The organism is Pantoea jilinensis, assembly GCF_019104105.1.
Lineage (GTDB): Bacteria > Pseudomonadota > Gammaproteobacteria > Enterobacterales > Enterobacteriaceae > Pantoea > Pantoea eucalypti.
This window is the reverse complement of sequence record NZ_CP077746.1, coordinates 2,020,313-2,043,017: the sequence shown is the minus strand read 5'-3', so window position 1 is coordinate 2,043,017 and position 22,705 is coordinate 2,020,313. Positions and strand designations below refer to the sequence as shown.

Here is a 22,705-nt window from a genome sequence, read left to right as displayed (position 1 = left end):
ACCGTTGCGATTAATCAGGGATTAACCTTGCTGCGAAACGGCATTTTAAGGAATGAAGGAGGGGAACAGATTGCGTTAGCGCAAGTTCAGGTCTGCTTAACCTTGCAACAACTTCACTAACAGATGTCCGTTATAGAGGGCGTCTTTGATTAGCGCGGCACCGCCCAGTGTCCCTGGCTCGCTAAATTCAGTGGGTGCCAGCTCAATACTCGCGCTGTAAGCGGGCAGTGACTGCTGCAGAATCGTATTGCTGACCGCCGGAAACAGCACATCAGCGGCGGCATTGAGCGGAGAACCTATAAGAATATGTTGTGGATTGAAGATGTTGACCATCATCGCCAGGATCCGGCCAACGTGGTGCCCGACGCTGGCAATGGTGTCGCGCGCCAGACGGTCGCCCGATTGCGCGGCCGCGCACAGTGACTGAAGCGTCAACGGCTGGTTGTTGAGCAGGCTGTCAGGCTGGGCTGGCAGACGCTGCGCTGCCAGCGCGAGCAGACTGCCGGTACTGGCTACTGTCTCCAGACAGCCATGATTACCGCAGTAGCACTGCTGACCATAAGGGTCTATCTGGGTATGGCCGATTTCGACCAGTGCCCTGCCACTTTTGTGCAGCAGCTGACCGCCACTGATCACGCCAGCACCGACGGTTTCATCAATCACAATCTGAATAACGTCCTGCGCACCGCGTGAGGCGCCAAACAGCGATTCCGCCAGCGTCCAGGCTGAAATGTCGTGCTGCACAAACACCGCTAAGCCGGTTCGCGCTGCCAGCGCATCGCCCAGCGGCATATCGCGTACCGCATAACCTGGCAAACGATGCACCACGCCGGAGGCGGCGTTAATCAGTCCTGGCAGGGTGATAGCGATAGCCGTCAGGCGTTCCAGCTTCTTTTGATGACGAATGAAAAAAGCATCGACCTGTTCTATTAGCGCGGAGAGTAATGGCTGAGCAGATTCATCAGGCAGCGGCAGGCTGTCTTCTGCCAGCGCCCGACTGCTGAGATCGCGCAGCGTGAAGGTCATTGCGCCGCGATGCAACCGAATCGCCAGATAGTGCCAGGCATCGGTGTCCAGTATCAGGCCAATCGCCGGACGGCCACGACTGCCGGGGTCCTGGTACTCGGTCTCCTGCACCAGATGCGCATCCAGCATTTCACGCACAATTTTGGTGATGCTGGCCGGCGCGAGCTGGGCACGGCGGGAAAGTTCGATACGCGAAATGGGACCGTAGCGATCAATTAATCGATATACGACACCTGCATTGGTCTGCTTAATCTGGTCAATGTGGCCAGGTTGACTGTCCGGATTCACAACCCTGCTCCCGGTTATTTTCGCGCTTCTAAATAAACATGCGCCATGGTGAGGCAGATCAGGCAACAGCGTCAAATATTTGATTAGAAATGTGATTTATCGCACAAATTGATGCGGTGACAGGCAGGGTTCAGCGCTGCTTCTCCTGCAGCAACGCCATCATGTGCTGCATCTGGGCATTTAATTCACGTCCTGCAGACCAGACCAGCCACAGCTCTGAAATGGCATCCTCTTCCGTTAACGGCAGCCAGACCAGATCGGCCAGCCGCGCCCGCCGGAATGAGGCGGGCAGAATGGATACGCCCAGACCGGTTGCGACCAGCCCCAGGATGGTCATCGCTTCACCCACTTCCTGCGTGATATAGGGCTTGATGTGATAGCGGTGCAGCAGCGCCAGAATATCGCTGTAAAGCGCGGTGCCGCCCTGAGGATCGAAGAAGACAAAGGGTTCAGCCGCCAGCGCAGTCACCGAAATTTTTTCGGCGCCCGCCAGCGGATGGGCCTTATGCACCACGGCATAGAGCGGCTCACTCAGCAGCAACTGATGCCGCAAATCGGCCGGCAGCGGCGTATTGCGCATCACACCAAGATCAAGCAGTCCTTCGTGCAACGGGACCAGTTGCTGACGGGTGTTGATCTCCTGCATCTTTATATGCACCTGTGGCCAGCGCTGACGAAACCGGAACAGTGCATCTGAGACCACCGCGGTAAACGGCGCCGAAGAGGTAAAACCAATTCTTAACTCTCCCTCTTCGCCACGATGCAGCCGGGCTGCGCGGTCAGACGCCTGCTCAACCTGTAAAAGAATCGCACGGGCATCACTCAGTAATTGCTCTCCGGCTGCGGTAAGTTGCACGCTGCGGTTGGTGCGATTAAATAGCCTGGCACCCGTTTCCGTTTCGAGCTGCATTATTTGCTGGCTGAGCGGCGGCTGAGAGATATTCAGACGCAGGGCTGCCCGCCCGAAATGTAACTCTTCGGCAACCGCAATAAAGTAGCGCAGGTGACGCAGCTCGATATTCATATTTTAAACGTCTTATTTGAGATTATTAATATATTAGACATCATAATTCCACTTTCCTATGCTGACCACTGGTTTTCTGACTGAAAGGATGATGTGTGAGTCGCTCAATACAGGCCGCCGTGGATGAGAGTGCGGTGTCTGCACCGCCAGAATCTGTGGCAGCTTCAGGATACATTCGCCGCGGAACGCCCGCGTTTATGCGCGTGACGCTGGCACTCTTCTCGGCCGGACTGGCCACCTTTGCCCTGCTCTATTGTGTGCAGCCGATTCTGCCAGTCATGTCACAGCAGTTTGGGGTTTCTCCGGCGACCAGCAGCCTGTCGCTCTCCATCTCTACCGGTCTGATGGCGCTGGGCCTCCTCGTCACCGGCCCACTCTCTGATGCTATCGGGCGTAAATCGGTGATGGTGACCGCCCTGATGCTCGCCGCCATCTGTACGCTGATCTCGGCCACGATGACCAGCTGGCACGGCATTCTGATCATGCGTGGGCTGATGGGCCTGTCGCTTAGCGGCGTTGCGGCGGTGGGCATGACCTATCTCAGTGAAGAGATAGATGCACGGGTCGTTGCCTTTTCCATGGGGTTGTATATCAGCGGTAATTCCATAGGCGGAATGAGCGGGCGTCTGCTCAGCGGTGTCCTGACCGACCTCTTCTCATGGCGGATCGCCGTGGCGGTAATCGGCTGTTTTTCACTGGCCTCCGCGCTGATGTTCTGGAAGATCCTGCCCGCATCGCGTCATTTCAGACCCATCACCCTGCGCCCGCGTAATCTGTTAATTAACTTCCGGCTGCACTGGCGCGATCCAGGCCTGCCGTGGTTGTTTGCCGAAGGCTTCCTGCTGATGGGCGCCTTCGTCACCCTGTTCAACTACATTGGCTATCGTTTACTGGACGCGCCCTGGCATCTCAGTCAGGCCGTGGTCGGGTTGTTATCCGTGGTCTACCTGACCGGCTCATGGAGTTCGCCTAAAGCGGGCGCGCTGACCAGCCGCATTGGGCGCGGGCCGGTAATGCTGGGCGCGACAGCCATCATGTTACTGGGCCTGCTGGTAACGGCCTTTAACTCCCTCTGGCTGATCCTGCCTGGGATGATGCTGTTCACTGCCGGTTTTTTTGCTGCTCATGCCGTTGCCAGCGGCTGGATCGGTCCCCGGGCGCGTCGGGCGCGGGGACAGGCTTCCTCGCTTTATCTTTTCAGCTATTACGTGGGTTCCAGCGTGGCGGGTACGCTGGGCGGTCTGTTCTGGCATAACTTCGGCTGGGGCGGTATTACGCTATTTATCAGCGTCCTGCTGATACTGGCGTTAGCGGTTGCCTGGCGCCTGCACAGTAGAAAACTCTGACAGCCTGCACGTTTGCCAGGCCCCGCCGGGTCTGGCAAACCGCCTCCAGAACGTTTGATTCAGATCCACAACAAACAAAGTGTGCGTTTCCCGCTATAATCATTTTATTGTCATAATTCATCTGTTTTGCCTTTCAGCACGGCAACAAGGAACGCCTGTGGCTCTCTACTATTACGTTAATAAACAATCAGGATATAACGATAATCATGTCGTCCATGCTGCGGGTTGCCCTCATCTTCCCGACATGGATAACAGACTGTTTCTGGGCAGTTTTTACCACGTTAACGCCGCTATTCTTCAGGCGAAAAAATATTATGTGGGTGCAATAGGCTGTGAAAATTGCTGTCCGCTCAATCATACGACCCATCCGGCAGCTCAGCTCAGTGTGGCCCTGAAGCACACGCCAACGTCGCGTTAAGCGCAGGGCTTTTAACGGTGATGGTGTTCTCTCTGGCGTGCTGCTCCGTCACATTTTGCTTATAGATTATGCTGCTGCACAGGATCTCCTTGCGTTGTCGCGGGTAATAACCTCTGGCTATCGCCCGGTGCCAGGGCGATAAAAAAAATTCAGTATTAAAAGCGCGTTATCAGGTTTCTCTTCCCGGTTTATTGACTACAATAGCGGTTAATTTTGTGACGCAGGTCACTTTCACTGGGTGTGTCTGTCACATCCACATTCGCTATTCTGACTGGCTTGACTCCTCATGCAATCAACAACTGTTTCACGTAAGACTGCCTGGCTACGCGTGGTATTGCTGGCTATTGCTGCGTTTGTCTTCAATACCACCGAATTTGTCCCGGTTGGCCTGCTGTCCGATATTGCCGCTGACTTTTCAATGCCGACGGCTGATGTCGGGATCATGCTGACTATCTATGCCTGGGTCGTCGCGCTGCTCTCACTGCCGCTGATGCTGCTAACCCGTAATATCGAGCGACGCCTGCTGCTGGGCGTGCTATTCCTGATTTTCATCGTCAGCCATATACTTTCAACCGTCGCCTGGGATTTCCGCTCGCTGATGGTGTCACGTGTGGGCATCGCCCTGTCTCACGCGGTGTTCTGGTCGATTACAGCCTCACTGGCGATTCGCGTTGCACCCGCCGGCAAGAAAACACAGGCTCTGAGTATGCTGGCGACCGGTACTGCGCTGGCAATGGTCCTGGGCGTGCCGATTGGGCGTGTGGTCGGTCAGTATCTTGGCTGGCGTACCACCTTCGGCGCGATTGGCCTCTCGGCGCTGGTGCTGATGATTATGCTGGTGCGGATCCTGCCGCGCCTGCCGAGTGAGCATACCGGCTCGCTGAGCAGTGTGCCGATGCTGTTTCGCCGTCCCGCGCTGGTCAGCATGTATCTGCTGGTGACGCTGGTGGTGACCGCGCATTACACCGCTTACAGCTATATCGAGCCGTTTATGCAGAATGTGGCGCATTCCAGCGGCAATTTTACGACCCTGCTGCTGTTGCTGTTTGGTTCAGCGGGTATTGTGGGCAGCGTGCTGTTCAGTACCCTCGGCAATAAATTCCCTTCCGGACTGCTTATTGCCGCCATCGCACTGATAACCCTTTGTATGGGGCTGCTGATTTTTGCTGCCGTCCGACCTGCCGCTATTTCAACACTGTGCGTTGTCTGGGGCATGGCAATGATGATGATTGGACTGGGTATGCAGGTGCGGGTGCTGTCACTGGCACCCGATGCCACGGATGTGGCAATGTCGCTCATGTCAGGGATTTATAATATCGGGATTGGCGCAGGTGCGCTGCTGGGGAATCAGGTCAGTCTGCATCTGAGCATGGCGGAAGTCGGGAACGTCGGCGGGATGATCGGGCTGGTGGCGTTACTCTGGTGTATTTACATCTTCCGTCGTTATCCCCAGTTGCGGAGCAACGGATAAGGCTGTGACTTAAGAATAAAAAAGGCTTCAGATAAGTGGGTTTATCTGAAGCCTGTTTATGAATATTTATCGTGCTTTTACTTATAAAGAATGGCTGTGCCATGCAGGTTGTTGTTGCCAGAGGTCGAAGTGATGCGGAAAGACTTTGCCCCGACATCGCTGGCCTTTTCTGACAGTTGCTGCTCCAGCGAGGTCAGATTAGTACTGCCCGTCGCGCTGATGACACCGATTTTTTGCGCATCAGGCGGTGTACTGCTGACCTGCTGAGCCGCGACACTGGCAAATGAGATGCTGCTTAGCAAAGCCGCTGTCACCATCAAGCTAATACGTTTCATAACAAATCCCCTCTCACTGATTCTGTCGACACCCGATTTACTGATAAATCACTGCCGTGCCGTGCAGTTTGTTCTGGCCGCTGGTTGAGGTGATACGGAACGATTTCGCACCCGCTTCATCCGCTTTAGCACTCAACTGTGATTCAAGGGAGGTCAGGTTAGTGCCGCCCTGTACAGAGATGGTGCCGACTGGCTGCTGATTAGACGGTTCGCTGGTGACGAGGTCAGCGGCATATGCGCCAAAAGTCAGAGTGGTAAGTGCCAGTGCTGCCAGGGTGGTTTTAATGGTTTTCATCATCTTCTCTCTATTCGGTAGTTGAATTTGGTTGGTCTGAATTAGGTTGTCGCTATTTAATTAACGACCGTTAAACAAATGATAGACCCCGCCGGGGCTCGCCGTCAATATTTATTTAATGAGCGTTATTTTAATCGCGAAGTGGCGTGATTATGGGCTTCAGCCCCTTTTCTGACTTAACCATAGGGGCGATAACACTGCGCTGGCGCACAAAATGGCAACCCTGGCCGAGGGCATGCATAGCGGACCTTGCACATTTTTATAATGATCGGTAATTTAATAGGATGTTTTACTGTCAGTGAGGATGTATGAGCCAGGTTCAGGATTGTGATGTAAAGAAATGCCGTGGCCGACCTAAAGTGTTTGATCGTGACGCTGCGCTTGATAAAGCACTCACCCTGTTCTGGACACACGGTTATGAGGGAACGTCCCTGTCCGATCTTGTCGCCGCAACCGGTGCAAAAGCACCGACCCTTTACGCAGAGTTTGTGAATAAAGAAGGGTTGTTCCGTGCGGCGATGGATCGCTATATAGAGAAGTTCAGTGCCTGGCGAGAAGCGGTGTTAGGCGACGATACGTTACCCGTAGATCGCGCAATTGAAGCCTATTTCCGTGCCACCGCCGCCTGCTTTACTGAGCGTGACTCTCCCGGCGGCTGCTTCTTTATCTGCACCTCAACCGCCCTGTCGGCGGCGTCGAAGGAGATTGCCACTATGCTGCAACAGCAGCATCAGTCGCAGGAGCATGTATTAAGCGATTTTCTGCTGGCGCGTCAGCAGCGTAACGAACTGAGCGCGTCAGTCAATGTTCCGGCGCTGTCCCGTTATCTGGGTTGTATGCTGCAGGGCATGTCGGTGCGGGCGCGTGAAGGCGCTGAGCGCGACGATCTTGATAGTATTATTGATACGTTGATGGCGATGTGGCCAACGCTGACCGGCCTGTGTCAGACTAAACGGTAGAGCATCAGGGCGGCGATGCCGCCCTTTCCCTCCACTACTCCAGAAAGAACACCGGTTTCAACGGCTGACTGATTGGGCTGTTATCGGCATTCGACGGCATTAAATCTTTCATTGATGCCCACCAGCGCTGGCACACCTCCGTCTTTGCCACCGCGTGCCAGCGCTCCTCAGATTCAATCTCAACGCTGGCGAAGAGCAGATGCCGTTCGGCGTCCAGCCAGATAGCATAGTTGTGTGCGCCATGCGCTTTCAGCGTCTCAGCCAGTTCCGGCCAGATCGGGGAGTGGCGGCGCTCATACTCTGCATGAGCGTCGGCATTCACCTGCATCACAAAAGCTTTACGCAGCATTAGCAGGCCCCACATCCAGCGCGGGTTGCCACGGCTTCACCCCGAAGCGCTCACCCAATGCGACCAGCTGTTCTGTGGTAATGCTCTGGCGAATCCCGCCCATAGACAGCACTTTGACGATCACTTCGGACGATTTCTCCGCTGTGTCTATCAGACCAAAAGTCTCATCGAGCGTCGGGCCTGTACCAAAGACGCCGTGGAACGGCCACATTACCAACGTGTGCGACTGCATCTGCCCGGCCGTCGCCGCGCCGATTTCATCGGTGCCGGGCACCATCCATGGCAGCACACCCACGCCATCCGGGAAGACCACCAGACATTCAGTGCTGCCTTCCCATAACAGGCGGGTAAAGCGGGCAGAATCCATCTCCACCACATAGCTCAACGCCATAAAGTTGGTGGCGTGACAGTGCATGATCACCCGATCTGCGCCCTTGCTGACCGCTTTACGCACCGCGTGAGACTGGAAGTGTGACGCCAGCTCGGAGGTCGGCAATCCGCCATTCGACAGGCCCCAGTGAATGGTATAGGAGAGCCCTTTGTCATCGACCTGCAGCAGCGCCAGGCAATCCGCCGGATCAAGCTGAACGTTGCGCATGAATTTTCCAGACCCGGTCACCAGAAACCAGTCGTTTGCCAGCGAAGGTGCCGGTTGAGTCAGCTCAATGCAGCGAGGTGCTTTACAGAAGTCGTGGACGAAGGGTTTGACCTCCTCCTCCAGCAGACGCAGGCTGACGTTGCCGCCGTTGCGTTCGTCCCAGCCCTTCAGCCACATATCACTGGTCGCTTTGACCATTCCCTTAACAAACCCGGAAGAAAGAATGTTTTGCATCATGAAATCCTTAACGTTGGCTCAAGATCTGTTGTTCATAGTGACGGACATCACCTAACCAGCTGGCATCAGCCGGGACATCATGGCGCAGGCACCACGCTTCCCATACTGCCTGCCACGGCAGCGATTTTTGCTCTTCCAGCAGGGTCAACCGTGCGGTGTAATCACCGCTGTTTTCGGCCTGCCGCAAACGGTCGGTGGGCTCCAGCAAGGCACGCAGCAGCGCTTTTTTCGTGTTGCGTGTGCCGATAACCCAGGCGGCAATGCGGTTGATAGAGGCGTCAAAGAAATCGAGCCCGATATGGACTTTATCGAACAACTGGTGACGAACGATCTCATTCGCGATCGCCTGAGTTTCATCGTCCAGCAGCACCACATGGTCGCTGTCCCAGCGCACCGGACGGCTGACATGCAGCAGCAGACGCGGCACATAGAGCATCGCGGCAGAAATTTTGTCGGAGATCACTTCGGTGGGATGGAAATGGCCTGCATCCAGGCACAACGCCGTCTGGCGGCTGGCAGCGTAGCCGAGACAAAACTCACTGGAACCTACCGTATAGCTCTCTGCGCCAATGCCAAACAATTTGCTCTCTACCGCATCGATATGGTGCTGCGGGTTGAGTTTTTCTGAGATGACCTCATCCAGTGCGCTCATCAGACGCTGACGCGGAGCCAGTCGATCCACGGTGATATCTTTCATGCCGTCTGGCACCCAGATATTCATCACTGATGGCGAGCCCAGTTGCTCACCAAAATAGGCGGAAATACGGCGACTCGCTTTGCAGTGATCGATCCAGAACTGACGCACGGTTTTATCACTGTGCGACAGCGTAAAACCGTCTGCGCTCATCGGATGCGAGAAGCAGCTGGGATTAAAATCCAGCCCTAAATTGTGCTCTTTCGCCCAGTCAACCCAATGGGCAAAATGGGCAGGTTCAATCGCATCGCGCGTCACGGGTTTGTCGCTTTCCAGATAGATGGCGTGCAGATTCAGGCGTTTTGCACCGGGAATCAGGGACATCGCTTTGTCGATATCTCTGCGGAGTTCATCGGCGTTACGTGCTCGCCCTGGATAGTTACCCGTCGCCTGAATACCGCCGGTCAATGGGCCCTGTGGGTTTTCAAATCCCCGGACGTCATCCCCCTGCCAGCAGTGCATCGAAACCGGGATGCGGTCCAGCTGACGAATAGCCTGTTCAACATCAACCCCCATGTCGGCGTAGCGGTGTTTAGCCAGTTCAAAAGCCTGTTCAATCTGCTTAGTCATAAATGGTTTCCTTAGCGGGTTGAGTCAGCGTCGCGAAGCGTGCCTGACTGGCACTCAAGACGCTGTGAGTTTGCGGTTCGAATTTTTCGAGCGGAAAGTTGTTAATAACGCTGCAGCGAAAATCCGCCACATCCCTCAGCTCGCCCAGCGCAATCAGCTGGCACCCAATATTGCCCAGCGTGGAGGCCTCAACCGGACCGGCCAGCACCGGAATCTGGCAGGCATCGGCGCAAAGCTGGTTCAGAAAACGATTCTGACTGCCACCACCCACTACGTGCAGCTGGCTGAAAGATTTGCCACGTAGTTGTGCAAGTTCGTGAATCACGTCGCGATAGAGGAGTGCCAGGCTGTCAAAAATGCAGCGCGCCAGCGCAGCGGCAAATTGCGGCACCGGCATGTCCTGCTCTGCACAGGCATTCTGAATTTCGCTTACCATGCTGTCGGGATTAATAAAGCGGGCATCGTTGGGATTGATCAGTGAGACACAGGCGGGCTGGCGGGCTGTTTCTTCAATCAGCGCGTTAAGATCGTCAATCTGCAGTTCGGCACAGATGCGCTGCAACAGCCACAAGCCCATAATGTTTTTAAGTACGCGATAACCCTCTGCGCCCCCCTCATTGGTGATATTGGCGCGCAGCGCGGCGTCGCTGGCATAGGGCTGCAGACTTTCAAAGCCCATCAGCGACCAGGTCCCGGAGCTCAGATAGGCGGCGTCATCCTGCATCAGCGGCGTTGCCAGCACTGCGCTGGCCGTGTCGTGCGTGGCGACCGCGATGACCGGAACCGGTATGCCTGCGCGGTTAATCCAGTGGCCGACGGTATTGCCCGGTGCCTGCGGCTGTCCGAACCACTGCGCATCCACCCCCGCCCAGGCGAGCAAATCACGATCCCACTCGCCGCTGTGAATATTGAGCATCTGCGTGGTAGTGGCGTTGGTGTATTCCCAGTTAAGGTTGCCGGTCAGACGAAAATGCAGGTAATCGGGAATCATCAGTGCATGTACTACGCGGGCCTGCCAGTCGGGCTGTTGCAGATGCAGGGCGCGCATCTGATAGAGCGTGTTAAATGGCAGAAACTGAATGCCGGTGCGGGCATAGATAGCACTGCGGCCCAGTTCCTGATGCGCCTGCTCCATCACACCGTGAGTGCGCGCATCGCGGTAGCTGACCGCCTCACCCACCGGCTGGCCCTGTGCGTCCAGCAGCACCATATCAACGCCCCAGGTGTCGATGCCGAGACTGTCCGGCACAATGCCTTCTTCATCTAACTGAGCCAGCCCGGCGCGGATCTCCTGCTCCAGCAGCATCAGATCCCAGCAGTCATAACCGGCACGATGTTGACGCGTATTGTTAAAGCGCCGGACCTCACGCAGCATCAGCTTGCGCTGCGCTGCCTCCCAGCTGGCGAGCATAACCCGTCCACTGGAGGCGCCGAGATCGATAGCAACAAAACTTCTCCTGGTCATAGCGGCGGTTTCCTGTGATTGCGTCGTCACAGCGTAAAAATCTTAGGGGTTTCACACCTTCCCCGGAGTGCCAGCGGCGGACAGGCCTTGGCAGACTGGCAAAGAACTTCGTGAGAGAGATCACAGAGGCGGCAGTGAGGAGGATGTGACCCCTGCCGCAAAATGATTAACTGCTGAGGATATCTTGAAAAATCAGCGTGATTCCTGCTGAGTCAGGATGAAAATTCAAGGTAAGGTGTTGGCGGGCTGATTAGACTGCGTTACGGTTTTGTAAAGTAGCGAGAGAAGATCATGACCATTTTACACAGTGCGGATTTCTTCCCCGAAGGTGATTACGCCATAGCAATAGAACCCCGACACCCGCAGGCAGCCTTTCCGGAACATCATCATGACTTCCATGAGATTGTGCTGGTTGAACAAGGCGCCGGCATTCATGTATTCAATGGTCAGCCACAAACGCTTTGCGCGGGGTGCGTCTGCTTTGTTCGGGATCACGATCGTCATCTCTATGAGCAGACAGATAATCTTTGCCTGACCAACGTGCTCTATCGCAGTCCCGGCGCGTTTCGCTTTCTCTCCGGGCTACAGGCCTTACTGCCCCGCGATCAGGATGGGCAATATCGCTCTCACTGGCGCATCAATCACAAAGTGATGACGCAGGCGCTGTGTGTGGCATCGCAAATGCAGCCCGATGAGAGCTGGTCGCTGGAGAAGCAGGCACGACAGGAGCAGCTTTTTTTACAGCTGCTGGTGCTGTTGCGAGAAGCATGCATTGACGGACAGAGTCAGGATCTGGAGGCACGGTTGCATCGCCTGCTTGACTGGCTGGGTGATCACTACAGTGACGAGATTGTCTGGGATGAGCTGGCCGATCGCTTCTCACTGTCGCTGCGTACGCTGCATCGGCAAATGAAGCAGCAGACCGGCAGCACGCCGCAGCGCTATCTTAACCGTCTGCGGCTATTACAGGCCCGTCATCTGCTGCGTCACAGTGATATGCGCATTACTGATATTGCCTTCCAGTGTGGATTTGGTGACAGCAACCATTTCTCAACGCTGTTCAGGCGCGAATTTGGCTGCGCACCGCGAACGGAGCGTCAGCAAATGCTGTAATGGAGGCGAACATGGCGTTGATACTCAGTCGGGATGACTATTTTCCCGCCACTACTTTGCCGGTGGCGGTGGCTGAAAGGATGCCACAACCCTCTTTCCCGCCGCACCGACACACGTTCAGCGAAATCGTGATTGTCTGGCGCGGCAACGGCCTGCATATCCTCAACGATCGTCCCTGGCTGATAACCTGCGGCGACGTTTTTTACATCCGCGACAGTGATTGCCACAGCTACGACAGCGTCAATGATTTGGTGCTGGATAACATCCTCTATTGCCGCGATCGCTTTGGTCTTGCCCTTGACTGGAACCATTTGCTGCCGCAACAGGACGCGGATGAACCGGGCGGCTGGCGGCTGACCACGCGAGGGATGGCGCTGGCACGGGGCGTGATCAGCCAGCTGGAACGAGAAAGCCGCAAAAGCGATCCGCTGTCCGTGCAGCTCTCAGAGGCGCTGTTTTTACAGCTGGCGCTGATTCTGCGTCGCCACGGCTACGCCGCTGACCGTCCATGGGCGTTACCGGAGGGTGAACAGCTGGATCTGCTGATGTCGGCTTTACAGGGTGCGATTGCCCGCCCCTTCGATCTGGCGGCGTTTTGCCAGCAGAATCGACTCAGCGAACGGGCGCTGAGGCAGCTTTTCCGTCAGCAGACCGGCATGACCATCGGTCATTACCTGCGTCAGCTTCAGCTCTGTCAGGCAAAATATCTGCTGCGCACCCAGGATTGTCTGATTAGTGAGGTCGCCGCCCGCTGCGGTTTTGATGACAGTAACTATTTTTCTGTCGTCTTCACCCGTGATACCGGGTTAGCGCCCAGCGCCTGGCGCCAGCGATTTATCGCGCCCCGGCAGGCACTGAAGAGTGCCGAGTCTGACTAAAAAGGGCCTGCATAGCAGGCCCTTTCAGGTTACAGACAAAAGCAGCCCTGCATTGTTGTGAAACAGTGTTTTTACAGGGAACAGGATCAGACTGGAAAGACGCTAGATCCGTGACATGCCCGGTCCGCGCGATTACGCACCTCATGGATGAGGTGCGCCCGTGGCCGGGCCAACGCGTTGCGTTGTTCAAAAAAGCTCCCGGCGTTTTTGTCCAGGGCGGCGGGACGCTTTCCTCTTCTGACCCCGTCTCCTGCACGTTCTGCTAATAGGTTGCTGTAACTTAACTCCGACGGAGTGAGCAATCAGGCCGCCATGCCCAGACCGACTATATTGGCGGCAATGATAATCACCACACAGCCGAGCGACAATACGCTCACCGGGCGACGTCCCGCTGACTTCCACTCTTTCAGCAGCAGCCCAACCAGCCCCCCACATAAGACATAAAGACTCATGTGCAGCATCCAGCTGACATAGTCATACTGTGCCGGGATTCGCGCATGTCCCCAGGCGTAGAAGAAGAACTGCAGATACCACATGGTGCCGCCAAGCACGGCAAACGCGGTATTCGCAATCAGCAGTGACTTCCCGACGGAAAAGTCTTTACGCACTGACAGCTCCGGCCGGGTGGCCAGCCGCCAGAAACAGAAGCCCAGATTGATCAACGCCCCGCCGCCCATGATGACCACGTAACTGGGTAAGGCCACATAAAGCGGATCGATGCCGAGATTAGCGGCAGCCTGATGCATCGGTTTCGCCGCATCCATCGCAAACGACATGCCTGCCGAGAAAATGCCGCACATCACCGCCAGCACCAGTCCCTTTTTGAGATTGAATTCCTCCGCGTTGATCCCCAGCGCGCGCTCCTTTAACAACCCGGCGCGTGTCACAATCCCCACACCAATCAGCGCCACCATGACACCCAGTAGCGTTAACCGGCCACCCGACGAGGCGAACAGCTCACCAAAGCGCCCTTGCAACAGCGGCGTCATCAGCGTACCAACCACCAGGGTGATGCCAATCGCGATACCAATACCCATCGACATCCCGAGATAGCGCATGGTCAGACCATAGTTGATATTGCCTATTCCCCACATCGCGCCAAACAGAAATACCGGCGTGAGTTGCGACAGCGTAAAACTGCTGTAATAGGCCATAACGTCCGGCAGCAAAATGGCACTCACCGTCCAGGGCAGGATTAGCCACGACATCAGGCCGCCAATTGACCACATGGTTTCCCATGACCATCTTTTCACCTGTTTAAACGGCGCATAGAAACACGCCGCGCTGGCTGCGCCGACAAAATGCCAGAAGATACCCGCAATAATGGCACTGTTCATTATTATTCCCCGGTTTGGTTGAGGCCTGTCGGAAACCTGTCTGCTTCCGCTCAGCAGGCAGTCTACGTTTTGCAGGAATTCCTCAGCCTTTGGATAAATGCCGGAAACCGCAGCAGCGTGGCAATTTCTGACCGTTATTCCTGTCAGGGATCACAATTTCACAGTTGTTATAAAACTGGACCAGCGCAAAGGTAACTTACTTATTATTCACTGTTTTTTACTGTTCTGCTGTGTAGCGCAGCACAATTCTGTTATGGCTGCCATAAAGGCTGATGGAGTGGCAAGTCTGCAAAGAAGCCTTTTATAAACCCAGCCAGGATTGTATAAACTGGGGAAAATTGATCGGATCAGGGATTGGGATGACATCAAAATGGTTAACACTGTTTCTTTCACAGTCAGTCAGCCGGGTGATGCTGGATGACATCAGGGCAATATTACCCGCAGATGCGATAAAGGTGTTTGTGAATGGCCTGGATGAAACGCACTATGCCACCATCGAGTGTCTGCAGTCAGAACAGCATTGCGCTCTCATCGCCTCAGCGATTGTAGTCTGGCGTCAGCTCGGCCATGTGCATCATATTGTCTATAAAAAAGGGGAAGTGTTGCGCGAAGAGAGTGATGCAACGCAGTTTCAGCTCTTTACCCTGCTGAAAACCCATCGCGCCGTTCTCCAGATCTCATGATAAGATCGTGGCCCCTGAAAACGCTGTTTGCAGCAGGTTGAATATGAGAATTGGAATTTTGTTTCCGATCGCCATTATTGTGGCGGGTGTAGGGTTTCTGGCATGGTTTATTGGCAGCGGCCTGGCGATGCCAGGCTCCTGAGGGTTAGCGCAGCTGACTATCTTTACTGCCCCGACGATTATACAGGCTGGTGCTCTGCTGCTGTTTGTCGATTTTTTCCTGACACGCCACGCAATAGTGCACGCCTTTAAGTGCCTGACGACGTGCTTCAGGAATTGGCTCGCCGCAGAGTTCGCATTCTGTGGCGCTTTCGCCCTGCCCGATTGACTGCCTTACCCGCTCAATACCGTCGTTCACGGTGCTATCAATCTGTTCCTGTACTGCGCCTTCTGCAGCCCATCCGCTTGCCATTATTTAACCCCTTTCACGACTTCACTTCTTTAAATCTACAACAGATTGACGTTTTTGCCTCAGAACTTACCGATACCTGTGATTGGCTGCCAGCCGATTACGGCACCTGGCACTCAGCTAAAGGTCACGCTTAACGATCTGTTTCACTCTGCGATTACATCACTGCAACATATCGATAGCGGAGAGCAAAGCGAATGACAACACATCATCAACATTACATTAATGGCGAGTTCGTCGCCCATCACGGTGACCAGTGGATTGAGGTGATCAACCCGGCCACTGAGGCGCTGCTGTCACGTATTCCCGAAGGCACTCGTCAGGATGCCAGCCGTGCCATCAACGCCGCAGAAGCGGCTCAGCCAGCGTGGGAGAATCTGCCCGCAGTGGAGCGTGGCACCTGGCTGCACAAAATTGCCAGCGCCATCCGCGACCGGGAGCCTGAACTGACGGCAACGATTGTGGCTGAGGGTGGAAAAACCCAGGGACTGGCGAAGACCGAAGTGCTGTTCACCGCCAACTACCTTGATTACATGGCGGAGTGGGCGCGACGTTACGAAGGAGAGATCATCAACAGCGACCGACCCAATGAAAACATCTTTTTGTTCAAAAAAGCGATTGGCGTTACCACCGGGATTTTACCGTGGAACTTCCCCTTCTTCCTGATTGCCCGTAAAGCGGCGCCTGCCCTGATTACTGGCAACACTATCGTGATTAAACCCAGTGAGCTGACGCCAGACAATGCGGCCATTTTTGCCGACATCATTCACACGCTGGGTCTGCCAGCGGGCGTGATTAACATTGTCTACGGTCTGGGTCCGGAAGTGGGACAGGAGCTGGCGGCAAACCCCAAAGTCGGGCTGGTGAGCCTGACCGGTAGCGTCGGCGCAGGTATCGCTACCATGGAAGCCGCTGCTAAAAATGTCACCAAAGTGTCGCTGGAACTGGGCGGCAAAGCCCCGGCTATCGTGATGGATGACGCCGATCTCGATCTGGCGGTTCAGGCAATTGTCAGTTCGCGGATGATCAACAGCGGTCAGGTCTGTAACTGCGCAGAGCGTGTCTATGTGCAGGAAGGCATCTACGCGCGCTTTATCAGCGCGCTGACCACGGCGTTTCAACAGGTTACGTTTGGCGATCCCGCCGAACGCAGTGATATCGACATGGGGCCACTGATTACGGGCGCGGCAAGGGATCGGGTTGAGCAGAAAGTAGCAGACGCCGTCGCCGCCGGCGCCAGAGTGGTGCTGGGCGGCAAGCGCGCCGGGGATAAGGGCTTCTTCTTTGAACCGACGCTGCTTACCGATGTGCGTCAGGAGATGGCGATTATGCAGGAGGAAATTTTTGGCCCGGTGCTGCCGGTGATGAAGTTCAAAACGCTGGATGAGGCGATCGCTTTGGCTAACGACTGCGAGTATGGGCTGACGTCCTCAATTTATACCCGGAATATCAATACCACCATGACCGCGTTGCGAAAGCTGAAGTTCGGCGAGACCTATGTTAATCGTGAGAACTTTGAGGCGATGCAGGGCTTTCATGCCGGATGGCGCAGGTCGGGTATCGGCGGTGCCGATGGGAAACATGGCCTGGAGGAGTATCTGCAGACCCATGTTGCTTACCTGCAGTTCAGTTAAACGAAGGCTCGATCTTAACGCCTCCCGTTCCTGACGTTGTCAGCCACAAAATGGGCCAGCTAACCGGCCCATTTTGCTATGCCACCCGCTTACTGCAGCGCAGCAGCGCGATGCCACTTAGCACTGCCACCGCCATCAGGTAGTAGCCTGGTGCCAGACTGCTGCCGGTAGCGGCAATCAGCATGCTGCAAATCAGCGGCGCAAACCCGCCAAATACTGTCACCGCCACGTTGTAACTGATCGCCATACCGCTGGCGCGGGTGGTCGCCGGAAAGAGATCGGCCATCACCGACGGCACCGTCGAGAAATAGACTGACTTGAGCAGCGCCATCCAGGCCACCAGCAGGATTAACGTAGTGGGCGTGGTGTGATCGACCATCCATTTAAACGCAGGATAGATGGTGGCCATCAATAGCAGCAGCGATCCCCACATCAGCGGCAACCGGCCAATCCGCTCTGCCCACAATCCCATGATGGGCGTCACGACCGTCAGGATAATGCCCGCAATCAGTGTGGCGGTGAAGGCGACCGATCCCGGCAGATGCAGGGTTTTGGTGGCGTAAGTCGGTATGTAGTTGAGCATGTAGTTTACTGCAGTGGAAATCACCATCACGCCTATCGCCAGGGTGATTAGCGCTTTCTGCCGCCCGAACAGCGTCTTCAGCGGCGCGGATTCCTTCTCCTGCGAGGCAAAGCTGGCAGGTTCCTGCACATGGCGGCGAATGTAGATACCCAGCGGGCCAATCAGCAGGCCGAAGGCAAACGGAATGCGCCAGCCCCACGCCTGAATATCACTTTCGCTTAGCCAGTGCGTCAGCCCCAGCCCGAATGCGGATGCCATCAGCGTGCTCGCCCCCTGAGTGGCGAACTGCCAGCTGGCAATAAAGGCTTTACGTTCGGGAAAGTGCTCCACCAGAAAGGCAGTGGAACTGCCAAACTCGCCCCCGGCAGAGAAACCCTGAATCAGACGCGCCAGAATGATCAATAGCGGTGCGGCCAGACCGATAGTGGCGTAGCCCGGCATAAACGTAATGATCGCCCCGCCCAGCATCATCAGGTTAATCGACAACAGCAGCGCCTTTTTGCGCCCATGACGGTCGGCATAGTTGCCCAGTACAATGGCACCCAGCGGACGGATCAGAAAGGAGATACCGAAGCTGCCAAAGGTCAGCAACAGCGACACTGACGGATCGCTGACCGGAAAGAAAACGTGCGCGATGTAGCTGGCAAAAAAGCCATAGACCGCGATGTCGAACCACTCCAGCGCGTTACCAATGCAGGTGGCGAACAGTGTTTTGTGCAGGCTCGGTTTCACCTGCGAGGTCGTCTGCGCGATGCTGCTCATTGTTCACCTCTCCGCCACTGATGGTGGCGCGTCATCAACTGTTCGCCCTCTTCGCCCAGTTGCCAGAAAAGCCGCGTCATAATCGCCAGGCCTTCACGTGCAATGGAATTGAGCATGTGTTCGTTAACGCCATGCTGGCCGCAGGCGGGATAGGAGTGCGGCACCCACAACGTTGGCAGACCCAGGATATCGGCGAAGACTTCATTGGGCAGTGAACCGCCAAGATTGGGTAACAGCGCCGGTTTTTTACCGCTGCTACGCGCCAGCGTGTCCAGTGCCCAGGCCACCAGCGGATCCTGCGGATCGAGCCGCGTCGCCGGTGAGCCGCGCAGAAACTCCACGCTGACGTTATCGAAGCCGTGCTGACGCAGGTGACTTTCGACATGCTGCACCAGGTTTTCCCAGTCAGTGCCGACCACAAATCGCAGCTGACACACCGCCGTGGCGCTGCCCGGAATAGCATTCATCGGACGTGCCGGATTACCGGTTTCAAACGCCAGCACCTCCAGCGTGTTCCAGCCATAAAGGCGCTCTGCAGACGTCAGACCTGGCTCACCCCAGCCTTCTGCAAGCGCCGGATCGCCCGGCATACCGCCGACGTCAATATCACTCAGGATCGCCCGCACGGCCCTGGTCAACGAGTCCGGTTTTAGCGCAGCGACCTGCAATACGCCCTGCGCATTCACCAGGCAGGCGATCGCATTGGCCAGTTGCGTACCGGGATTACTGAGCAGTCCGCCCCAGTTGCCGGAGTGATAGGCGTTGTCACGCGCCCGAATGGTCAGACGAAAGTTCGCCGCACCACGCGAACCCAAAAACAGCGTTGGTCGCACTGCGTTGAGCCGTGGGCCATCAGAGGCGATAAAGAGATCGGCTTTTAACAGCGCCTGCTGCTGCTGGCAGATCGCCGCCAGTCCCGGCGAACTGATCTCTTCGCCCATTTCAAACAGGATTTTGCAGTTAAAGCCCAGCTTTCCACCGCGCGTCTGCCACACCTGTTCCAGCGCCGCGAGGTTGATGCAGTGCTGACCTTTGTTGTCCGCACTGCCACGTCCATACAGGCGATCGCCTTCAGCTGTGAGTTGCCACGGCGATAAGCCTTCGCGCCAGTTTTCATCGTCGCCGAATACCACATCACCATGGCCATAGCAAAGCAGCGTCGGTTTCAGCGGATGTTCAATGCGGGTGGCAATCAGAAACGGCGGGCTGCCTGGCTGGGGATTTTCAAATGGATGTAACGTAAATCCCATCTTCGTCAGTTGCGGGCCAATTTCCTGCTGCAGATAGTGGTCCAGCTCCGCCCCTCTGCTGGCCTGCTGGCTTTCGGTCACACAGGCGACACGCCGTGCCAGCAGTTGCTGAAACTCACCGCTATCGAAATAGTTCATCGCCTGATCAACGGCCTGTTGCTCTGTCATGTTTGCCCTGCCTGTTTTTTTTATCGTGCTTTATCTTTGACAAACTTCTCTCCTTGCCACAATTATCAATTTATCGAGTGAGCGTTGCTTTTAAAGCAATGCCTGACTGCCCTTTTATGATGCGTTTTGACGGAGTGGAGATGATAAGCAGCGAGATCCGCTATTTCCTGGCGGTTGTTGAGAGCGGCTCGTTGAGCGCCGCCAGTGAACAACTTTTTGTTGCGGTGTCGGCGATCAGTCGTCAGATTCAGCGGCTGGAGGCACAGGTCGGGGTGCCGCTGTTTGAGCGTCATGCGCGCGGCATGGTGCTGAATGAAGCAGGTGAGATTTTTGCGCATCACGTGCGTAAGAGTCAGCTTGATATGGCGTATGCGCTGGCAGAGATTAAGGGATTGAAAGCGATACGCCGCAGTTTGATCCGCATCGCCTGCACGGATGGTATGGCGTTTAGTCTGCTGCCTGGCCTGCTGGCGGCGTTTCGCCTGACAAACCCGGGCGCGCTGTTTGCGATTAACGTGACGCACTCGCAGGGCGTGGCCGCATGCGTCCGGGCGGGAGAATGCGATGTGGCGCTGCAGTTTAGTCTGCAGCCGGAGCGCAGCGTTGAGGTACTGGGTTCGTGGCCCGCACCGGTGTTGCTGGCGATGCATGAGTCACATCCGCTGGCGTCACGCGAGGTCACGCTAAGCGATTTGCCTCGCTGGCCGCTGGCGCTACCGGGCCATCACACCACCGTCCGGCAGCTGTTTGATCTTTCCTGTCAGATGAATGACTGCGTGGTGGAGCCGGTGCTGACCTGCGACTATTTCGCTACGCTTTATCACTTTTTGCTGCATACGCCGCAGGCAGTAACCATCTGTAGTGCCTTTACCCTGTTGTTCGAGCGCGATACGCAAAATCTGGTGTTGCGGTCAATGGGAGTGGATCAGTTGAGTCAGCGCACATTGCAACTTCAGACAGTGTCGGGACGTCAGCGCAATGCGGCTTTGACGCTATTTCTGGCGTTTTTGCAGCAGCGGCTGACGGAGATGGATCAGCAGGTGAGGATGGGATAAGAGGCCCACTGATGCGTGGGCCATTGACGTTAACTGCCACGGGTTACTGCTTAATATCCACCTGATAGAAGATATGCTTGCCAAACGGATCGACCTGATAGCCGCTGACCGATTTGCGCACCGGCTCGAAGATTGTGGAGTGCGCGATCATCACGGCAGGCATCTGATCATGCATTATCTGCTGCGCCTGCAGATAGAGCGCAGTGCGTTTGACCTGATCCGGCTCAGCGCGGGCTTCGGTGATTAACTTCTCGAACGGCTGGTAGCACCATTTTGAAGAGTTAGAACCGCCCTGCGCAGAGGTACAACTGTACAGCGGGCCGAAGAAGTTATCCGGATCACCGGTCGCAGTCGTCCAGCCCATCAGCGCCGCCTGATGCTCGCCACTGCGGACGCGCTTCAGGTATTCGCCCCACTCGTAGCTGACAATGTTGGCTTTGATGCCGACTTTGGCCCAGTCCGACTGAATCATCTCCGCCATGCGGCGCGCATTCGGGTTGTAAGGCCGCTGAACCGGCATCGCCCAGAGCGCAATTTCGGTACCCGGTTTGACGCCAGCCTGTTGCAGCAACGTTTTGGCCTTCTCCGGATCGTAGTCGTAATCCTTCAGATCTTTGTCCGCGCTCCAGACGCCCGGCGGCAGGATATTCTTAGCGACCGTGCCAGTGCCTTTGAATATCGCCTCGATGATCGCCGGTTTGTTGATCGCCATCGCCAGCGCCTGGCGCACTTTGACGTTGTCGGTTGGCGCTTTAGTGGTATTAAACGCCAGGAAGCCGGTGTTCAGACCCGCCTTCTGTTCCAGAGTGATGTCCGGATTGGCGCGCATTTTGTCCAGATCGGCGGGGTTCGGGAATGGCATTACCTGACACTCGTTCTTCTCCAGCTTGGCATAACGCACGGAGGCGTCAGGCGTAATACTGAATACCAGCCGATCGAGCTTCGCCTTGCCCTGCCAGTAGTCCGGAAACGCTTTATAGAGGATGCGGGAATCTTTCTGATACTGCACCAGTTCAAAGGGGCCGGTGCCAATCGGGTTCATATCGACCTTCTCCGGCGTCCCCGCTTTCAGCATCGCGTCTGCATATTCCGCCGAGTGGATTGAGGCGAAATACCAGGCGAGATCGGCAAGAAATGGTGCTTCCGGATGAGCAAGCGTGAAGCGCACGGTGTGGTCATCAACCCGGTCAATACCTTTAATCAGCGTGGAGAGTTCCAGGCTTTCGAAGTTGGAATAGGTGCCGCCAGAAACATTGTGGTAGGGATTTTTCGGGTCCATCTGACGCATAAACGAGAAGATCACATCATCGGCGTTGAAGTCGCGGCTGGGTTTGAACTGTTTATTGCTCTGGAACTTCACATTTTTGCGAAGATGGAAGGTGTATACGGTGCCATCCGGGCTGATCTCCCAACTTTCCGCCAGGCTCGGGACCAGATTGGTGGTGCCGGGCGTGAAATCCACCAGCCGATTAAAGACCGGTACGGCACTGGCGTCAACACTGGTTCCGGAGGTATAGAGCTGAGGGTTAAAATTCTCTGGCGATCCCTCAGAACAGTAGACCAGCGTTTTGGCGTTTACGCTGCCAGCCAGCGCTATCCCAGCAGTAACAAGCGCTAAGGTGGCTATCTTGATTTTCATTATCATCCTCGCTTTGTATTGACTTCCGGTGATCACAATATCTAAATGAATCATTCAGATGCTTCATTGATAGCACGATTCGGCACCATAGCGAACCCCGCCAGTGGCTGACTAATAAG

Annotated in this window: 23 protein-coding genes; 10 read left to right on the top strand and 13 right to left on the bottom strand. The window is 55.7% G+C overall.

The genetic code is table 11. The features are described from left to right. Positions 1 to 96: 96 nt before the first annotated feature. Positions 97 to 1,314, bottom strand: coding sequence for a sugar metabolism global transcriptional regulator Mlc (gene mlc, locus KTJ90_RS09615; protein ID WP_003853668.1), 1,218 nt, complete (start codon positions 1,312 to 1,314; stop codon positions 97 to 99). A gap of 130 nt (positions 1,315 to 1,444) precedes the next feature. Beyond that, positions 1,445 to 2,338 carry a LysR family transcriptional regulator gene (locus KTJ90_RS09610; protein WP_003853669.1) on the bottom strand — a complete coding sequence of 298 codons (894 nt, stop codon included), beginning with the start codon at positions 2,336 to 2,338 and terminating at the stop codon, positions 1,445 to 1,447. 95 nt (positions 2,339 to 2,433) lie between these two features. Between KTJ90_RS09610 and ynfM the strand changes: the two genes are divergently transcribed. The 3 genes from ynfM (at position 2,434) to KTJ90_RS09595 (ending at position 5,573) form a co-directional block, all read left to right on the top strand. Beyond that, a complete protein-coding gene (gene ynfM, locus KTJ90_RS09605) occupies positions 2,434 to 3,684 on the top strand; it encodes a multidrug efflux MFS transporter YnfM/SxtP(Kp) (protein WP_033762986.1) in 1,251 nt (416 codons plus the stop codon). A gap of 157 nt (positions 3,685 to 3,841) precedes the next feature. Next, the gene (locus tag KTJ90_RS09600) at positions 3,842 to 4,102 is read left to right on the top strand and encodes a hypothetical protein (RefSeq protein WP_003853675.1); all 261 of its coding nucleotides are present in this window, start codon (positions 3,842 to 3,844) and stop codon (positions 4,100 to 4,102) included. A gap of 286 nt (positions 4,103 to 4,388) precedes the next feature. Next, the gene (locus tag KTJ90_RS09595; protein ID WP_003853676.1) at positions 4,389 to 5,573 is read left to right on the top strand and encodes a sugar transporter; all 1,185 of its coding nucleotides are present in this window, start codon (positions 4,389 to 4,391) and stop codon (positions 5,571 to 5,573) included. A 77-nt stretch (positions 5,574 to 5,650) separates the two neighbouring features. Here KTJ90_RS09595 and bhsA (KTJ90_RS09590) read toward each other — a convergent pair whose 3' ends face one another. Together bhsA (KTJ90_RS09590) and bhsA (KTJ90_RS09585) are read right to left on the bottom strand one after the other, a co-directional pair. Next, on the bottom strand, positions 5,651 to 5,908 hold the full coding sequence (gene bhsA, locus KTJ90_RS09590) for a multiple stress resistance protein BhsA (protein WP_003853679.1): 258 nt from the start codon (positions 5,906 to 5,908) through the stop codon (positions 5,651 to 5,653). A 37-nt stretch (positions 5,909 to 5,945) separates the two neighbouring features. Continuing rightward, a complete protein-coding gene (bhsA, locus tag KTJ90_RS09585) occupies positions 5,946 to 6,203 on the bottom strand; it encodes a multiple stress resistance protein BhsA (RefSeq protein WP_003853680.1) in 258 nt (85 codons plus the stop codon). Positions 6,204 to 6,511: 308 nt separating this feature from the next. Between bhsA (KTJ90_RS09585) and KTJ90_RS09580 the strand changes: the two genes are divergently transcribed. Continuing rightward, complete coding sequence (locus KTJ90_RS09580) at positions 6,512 to 7,162, top strand: TetR/AcrR family transcriptional regulator (RefSeq protein WP_003853682.1); 651 nt, start codon at positions 6,512 to 6,514, stop codon at positions 7,160 to 7,162. Between the two features lie 34 nt (positions 7,163 to 7,196). On the opposite strand, the gene rhaM is transcribed toward KTJ90_RS09580, so the two are convergent. The 4 genes from rhaM to rhaB are packed head-to-tail and all read right to left on the bottom strand — an operon-like array spanning position 7,197 to position 11,075. Continuing rightward, a complete protein-coding gene (rhaM, locus tag KTJ90_RS09575) occupies positions 7,197 to 7,511 on the bottom strand; it encodes an L-rhamnose mutarotase (protein ID WP_003853684.1) in 315 nt (104 codons plus the stop codon). Then, positions 7,501 to 8,343, bottom strand: coding sequence for a rhamnulose-1-phosphate aldolase (gene rhaD, locus KTJ90_RS09570; RefSeq protein ID WP_008925223.1), 843 nt, complete (start codon positions 8,341 to 8,343; stop codon positions 7,501 to 7,503). The genes rhaM and rhaD overlap by 11 nt, the downstream gene beginning before the upstream one ends. Before the next feature lie 10 nt (positions 8,344 to 8,353). Then, the gene (locus KTJ90_RS09565; protein ID WP_003853686.1) at positions 8,354 to 9,610 is read right to left on the bottom strand and encodes an L-rhamnose isomerase; all 1,257 of its coding nucleotides are present in this window, start codon (positions 9,608 to 9,610) and stop codon (positions 8,354 to 8,356) included. Next, a complete protein-coding gene (gene rhaB / locus KTJ90_RS09560) occupies positions 9,603 to 11,075 on the bottom strand; it encodes a rhamnulokinase (RefSeq protein ID WP_003853687.1) in 1,473 nt (490 codons plus the stop codon). Before rhaB ends, KTJ90_RS09565 begins: the two co-directional genes overlap by 8 nt. A gap of 291 nt (positions 11,076 to 11,366) precedes the next feature. Here rhaB and rhaS point away from each other — a divergent pair, with 291 nt between their 5' ends. Both rhaS and rhaR read left to right on the top strand, forming a co-directional pair. Further along, entirely contained in the window at positions 11,367 to 12,188 is an 822-nt protein-coding gene (gene rhaS / locus KTJ90_RS09555; RefSeq protein WP_003853688.1) for an HTH-type transcriptional activator RhaS, read from the top strand. 11 nt (positions 12,189 to 12,199) lie between these two features. Continuing rightward, entirely contained in the window at positions 12,200 to 13,066 is an 867-nt protein-coding gene (gene rhaR, locus KTJ90_RS09550; RefSeq protein WP_003853690.1) for an HTH-type transcriptional activator RhaR, read from the top strand. A 302-nt stretch (positions 13,067 to 13,368) separates the two neighbouring features. Here the strand turns inward: rhaR and rhaT are convergent, their stop codons facing one another. Continuing rightward, positions 13,369 to 14,403 (bottom strand): L-rhamnose/proton symporter RhaT, encoded by a 1,035-nt coding sequence (gene rhaT / locus KTJ90_RS09545; protein WP_003853691.1) that lies wholly within the window; start codon positions 14,401 to 14,403, stop codon positions 13,369 to 13,371. Between the two features lie 359 nt (positions 14,404 to 14,762). Between rhaT and KTJ90_RS09540 the strand changes: the two genes are divergently transcribed. Next, entirely contained in the window at positions 14,763 to 15,086 is a 324-nt protein-coding gene (locus KTJ90_RS09540) for a hypothetical protein (RefSeq protein WP_003853693.1), read from the top strand. Between the two features lie 43 nt (positions 15,087 to 15,129). Further along, entirely contained in the window at positions 15,130 to 15,228 is a 99-nt protein-coding gene (locus tag KTJ90_RS09535) for a YoaK family small membrane protein (protein ID WP_008925225.1), read from the top strand. Between the two features lie 3 nt (positions 15,229 to 15,231). Here KTJ90_RS09535 and KTJ90_RS09530 read toward each other — a convergent pair whose 3' ends face one another. Beyond that, positions 15,232 to 15,498 (bottom strand): DksA/TraR family C4-type zinc finger protein, encoded by a 267-nt coding sequence (locus KTJ90_RS09530; RefSeq protein WP_003853696.1) that lies wholly within the window; start codon positions 15,496 to 15,498, stop codon positions 15,232 to 15,234. Between the two features lie 194 nt (positions 15,499 to 15,692). Between KTJ90_RS09530 and aldA the strand changes: the two genes are divergently transcribed. Then, positions 15,693 to 17,129 (top strand): aldehyde dehydrogenase, encoded by a 1,437-nt coding sequence (gene aldA / locus KTJ90_RS09525; RefSeq protein ID WP_003853700.1) that lies wholly within the window; start codon positions 15,693 to 15,695, stop codon positions 17,127 to 17,129. 76 nt (positions 17,130 to 17,205) lie between these two features. Here aldA and KTJ90_RS09520 read toward each other — a convergent pair whose 3' ends face one another. Then, a complete protein-coding gene (locus tag KTJ90_RS09520; protein WP_003853701.1) occupies positions 17,206 to 18,474 on the bottom strand; it encodes an MFS transporter in 1,269 nt (422 codons plus the stop codon). Further along, positions 18,471 to 19,892 carry a M20 family metallopeptidase gene (locus tag KTJ90_RS09515; protein WP_039660202.1) on the bottom strand — a complete coding sequence of 474 codons (1,422 nt, stop codon included), beginning with the start codon at positions 19,890 to 19,892 and terminating at the stop codon, positions 18,471 to 18,473. Before KTJ90_RS09515 ends, KTJ90_RS09520 begins: the two co-directional genes overlap by 4 nt. 140 nt (positions 19,893 to 20,032) lie before the next feature. Between KTJ90_RS09515 and KTJ90_RS09510 the strand changes: the two genes are divergently transcribed. Further along, positions 20,033 to 20,947 carry a LysR family transcriptional regulator gene (locus KTJ90_RS09510; protein ID WP_039660201.1) on the top strand — a complete coding sequence of 305 codons (915 nt, stop codon included), beginning with the start codon at positions 20,033 to 20,035 and terminating at the stop codon, positions 20,945 to 20,947. A 43-nt stretch (positions 20,948 to 20,990) separates the two neighbouring features. On the opposite strand, the gene KTJ90_RS09505 is transcribed toward KTJ90_RS09510, so the two are convergent. Continuing rightward, positions 20,991 to 22,586, bottom strand: coding sequence for an ABC transporter substrate-binding protein (locus KTJ90_RS09505; protein ID WP_003853705.1), 1,596 nt, complete (start codon positions 22,584 to 22,586; stop codon positions 20,991 to 20,993). Positions 22,587 to 22,705 lie beyond the last annotated feature (119 nt).

Coding starts and splice junctions, on each gene's coding strand:
- rhaM (WP_003853684.1), bottom strand. CDS start 7,511: ATGCTGCGTAAAGCTTTTGTGATGCAGGTGAATGCCGACGCTCATGCA.
- KTJ90_RS09505 (WP_003853705.1), bottom strand. CDS start 22,586: ATGAAAATCAAGATAGCCACCTTAGCGCTTGTTACTGCTGGGATAGCG.
- KTJ90_RS09520 (WP_003853701.1), bottom strand. CDS start 18,474: ATGAGCAGCATCGCGCAGACGACCTCGCAGGTGAAACCGAGCCTGCAC.
- KTJ90_RS09535 (WP_008925225.1), top strand. CDS start 15,130: ATGAGAATTGGAATTTTGTTTCCGATCGCCATTATTGTGGCGGGTGTA.
- KTJ90_RS09540 (WP_003853693.1), top strand. CDS start 14,763: ATGACATCAAAATGGTTAACACTGTTTCTTTCACAGTCAGTCAGCCGG.
- KTJ90_RS09515 (WP_039660202.1), bottom strand. CDS start 19,892: ATGACAGAGCAACAGGCCGTTGATCAGGCGATGAACTATTTCGATAGC.
- KTJ90_RS09595 (WP_003853676.1), top strand. CDS start 4,389: ATGCAATCAACAACTGTTTCACGTAAGACTGCCTGGCTACGCGTGGTA.
- bhsA (WP_003853679.1), bottom strand. CDS start 5,908: ATGAAACGTATTAGCTTGATGGTGACAGCGGCTTTGCTAAGCAGCATC.
- rhaD (WP_008925223.1), bottom strand. CDS start 8,343: ATGCAAAACATTCTTTCTTCCGGGTTTGTTAAGGGAATGGTCAAAGCG.
- KTJ90_RS09610 (WP_003853669.1), bottom strand. CDS start 2,338: ATGAATATCGAGCTGCGTCACCTGCGCTACTTTATTGCGGTTGCCGAA.
- rhaB (WP_003853687.1), bottom strand. CDS start 11,075: ATGACCAGGAGAAGTTTTGTTGCTATCGATCTCGGCGCCTCCAGTGGA.
- KTJ90_RS09510 (WP_039660201.1), top strand. CDS start 20,033: ATGATAAGCAGCGAGATCCGCTATTTCCTGGCGGTTGTTGAGAGCGGC.
- KTJ90_RS09565 (WP_003853686.1), bottom strand. CDS start 9,610: ATGACTAAGCAGATTGAACAGGCTTTTGAACTGGCTAAACACCGCTAC.
- KTJ90_RS09580 (WP_003853682.1), top strand. CDS start 6,512: ATGAGCCAGGTTCAGGATTGTGATGTAAAGAAATGCCGTGGCCGACCT.
- bhsA (WP_003853680.1), bottom strand. CDS start 6,203: ATGAAAACCATTAAAACCACCCTGGCAGCACTGGCACTTACCACTCTG.
- rhaS (WP_003853688.1), top strand. CDS start 11,367: ATGACCATTTTACACAGTGCGGATTTCTTCCCCGAAGGTGATTACGCC.
- KTJ90_RS09530 (WP_003853696.1), bottom strand. CDS start 15,498: ATGGCAAGCGGATGGGCTGCAGAAGGCGCAGTACAGGAACAGATTGAT.
- aldA (WP_003853700.1), top strand. CDS start 15,693: ATGACAACACATCATCAACATTACATTAATGGCGAGTTCGTCGCCCAT.
- rhaR (WP_003853690.1), top strand. CDS start 12,200: ATGGCGTTGATACTCAGTCGGGATGACTATTTTCCCGCCACTACTTTG.
- rhaT (WP_003853691.1), bottom strand. CDS start 14,403: ATGAACAGTGCCATTATTGCGGGTATCTTCTGGCATTTTGTCGGCGCA.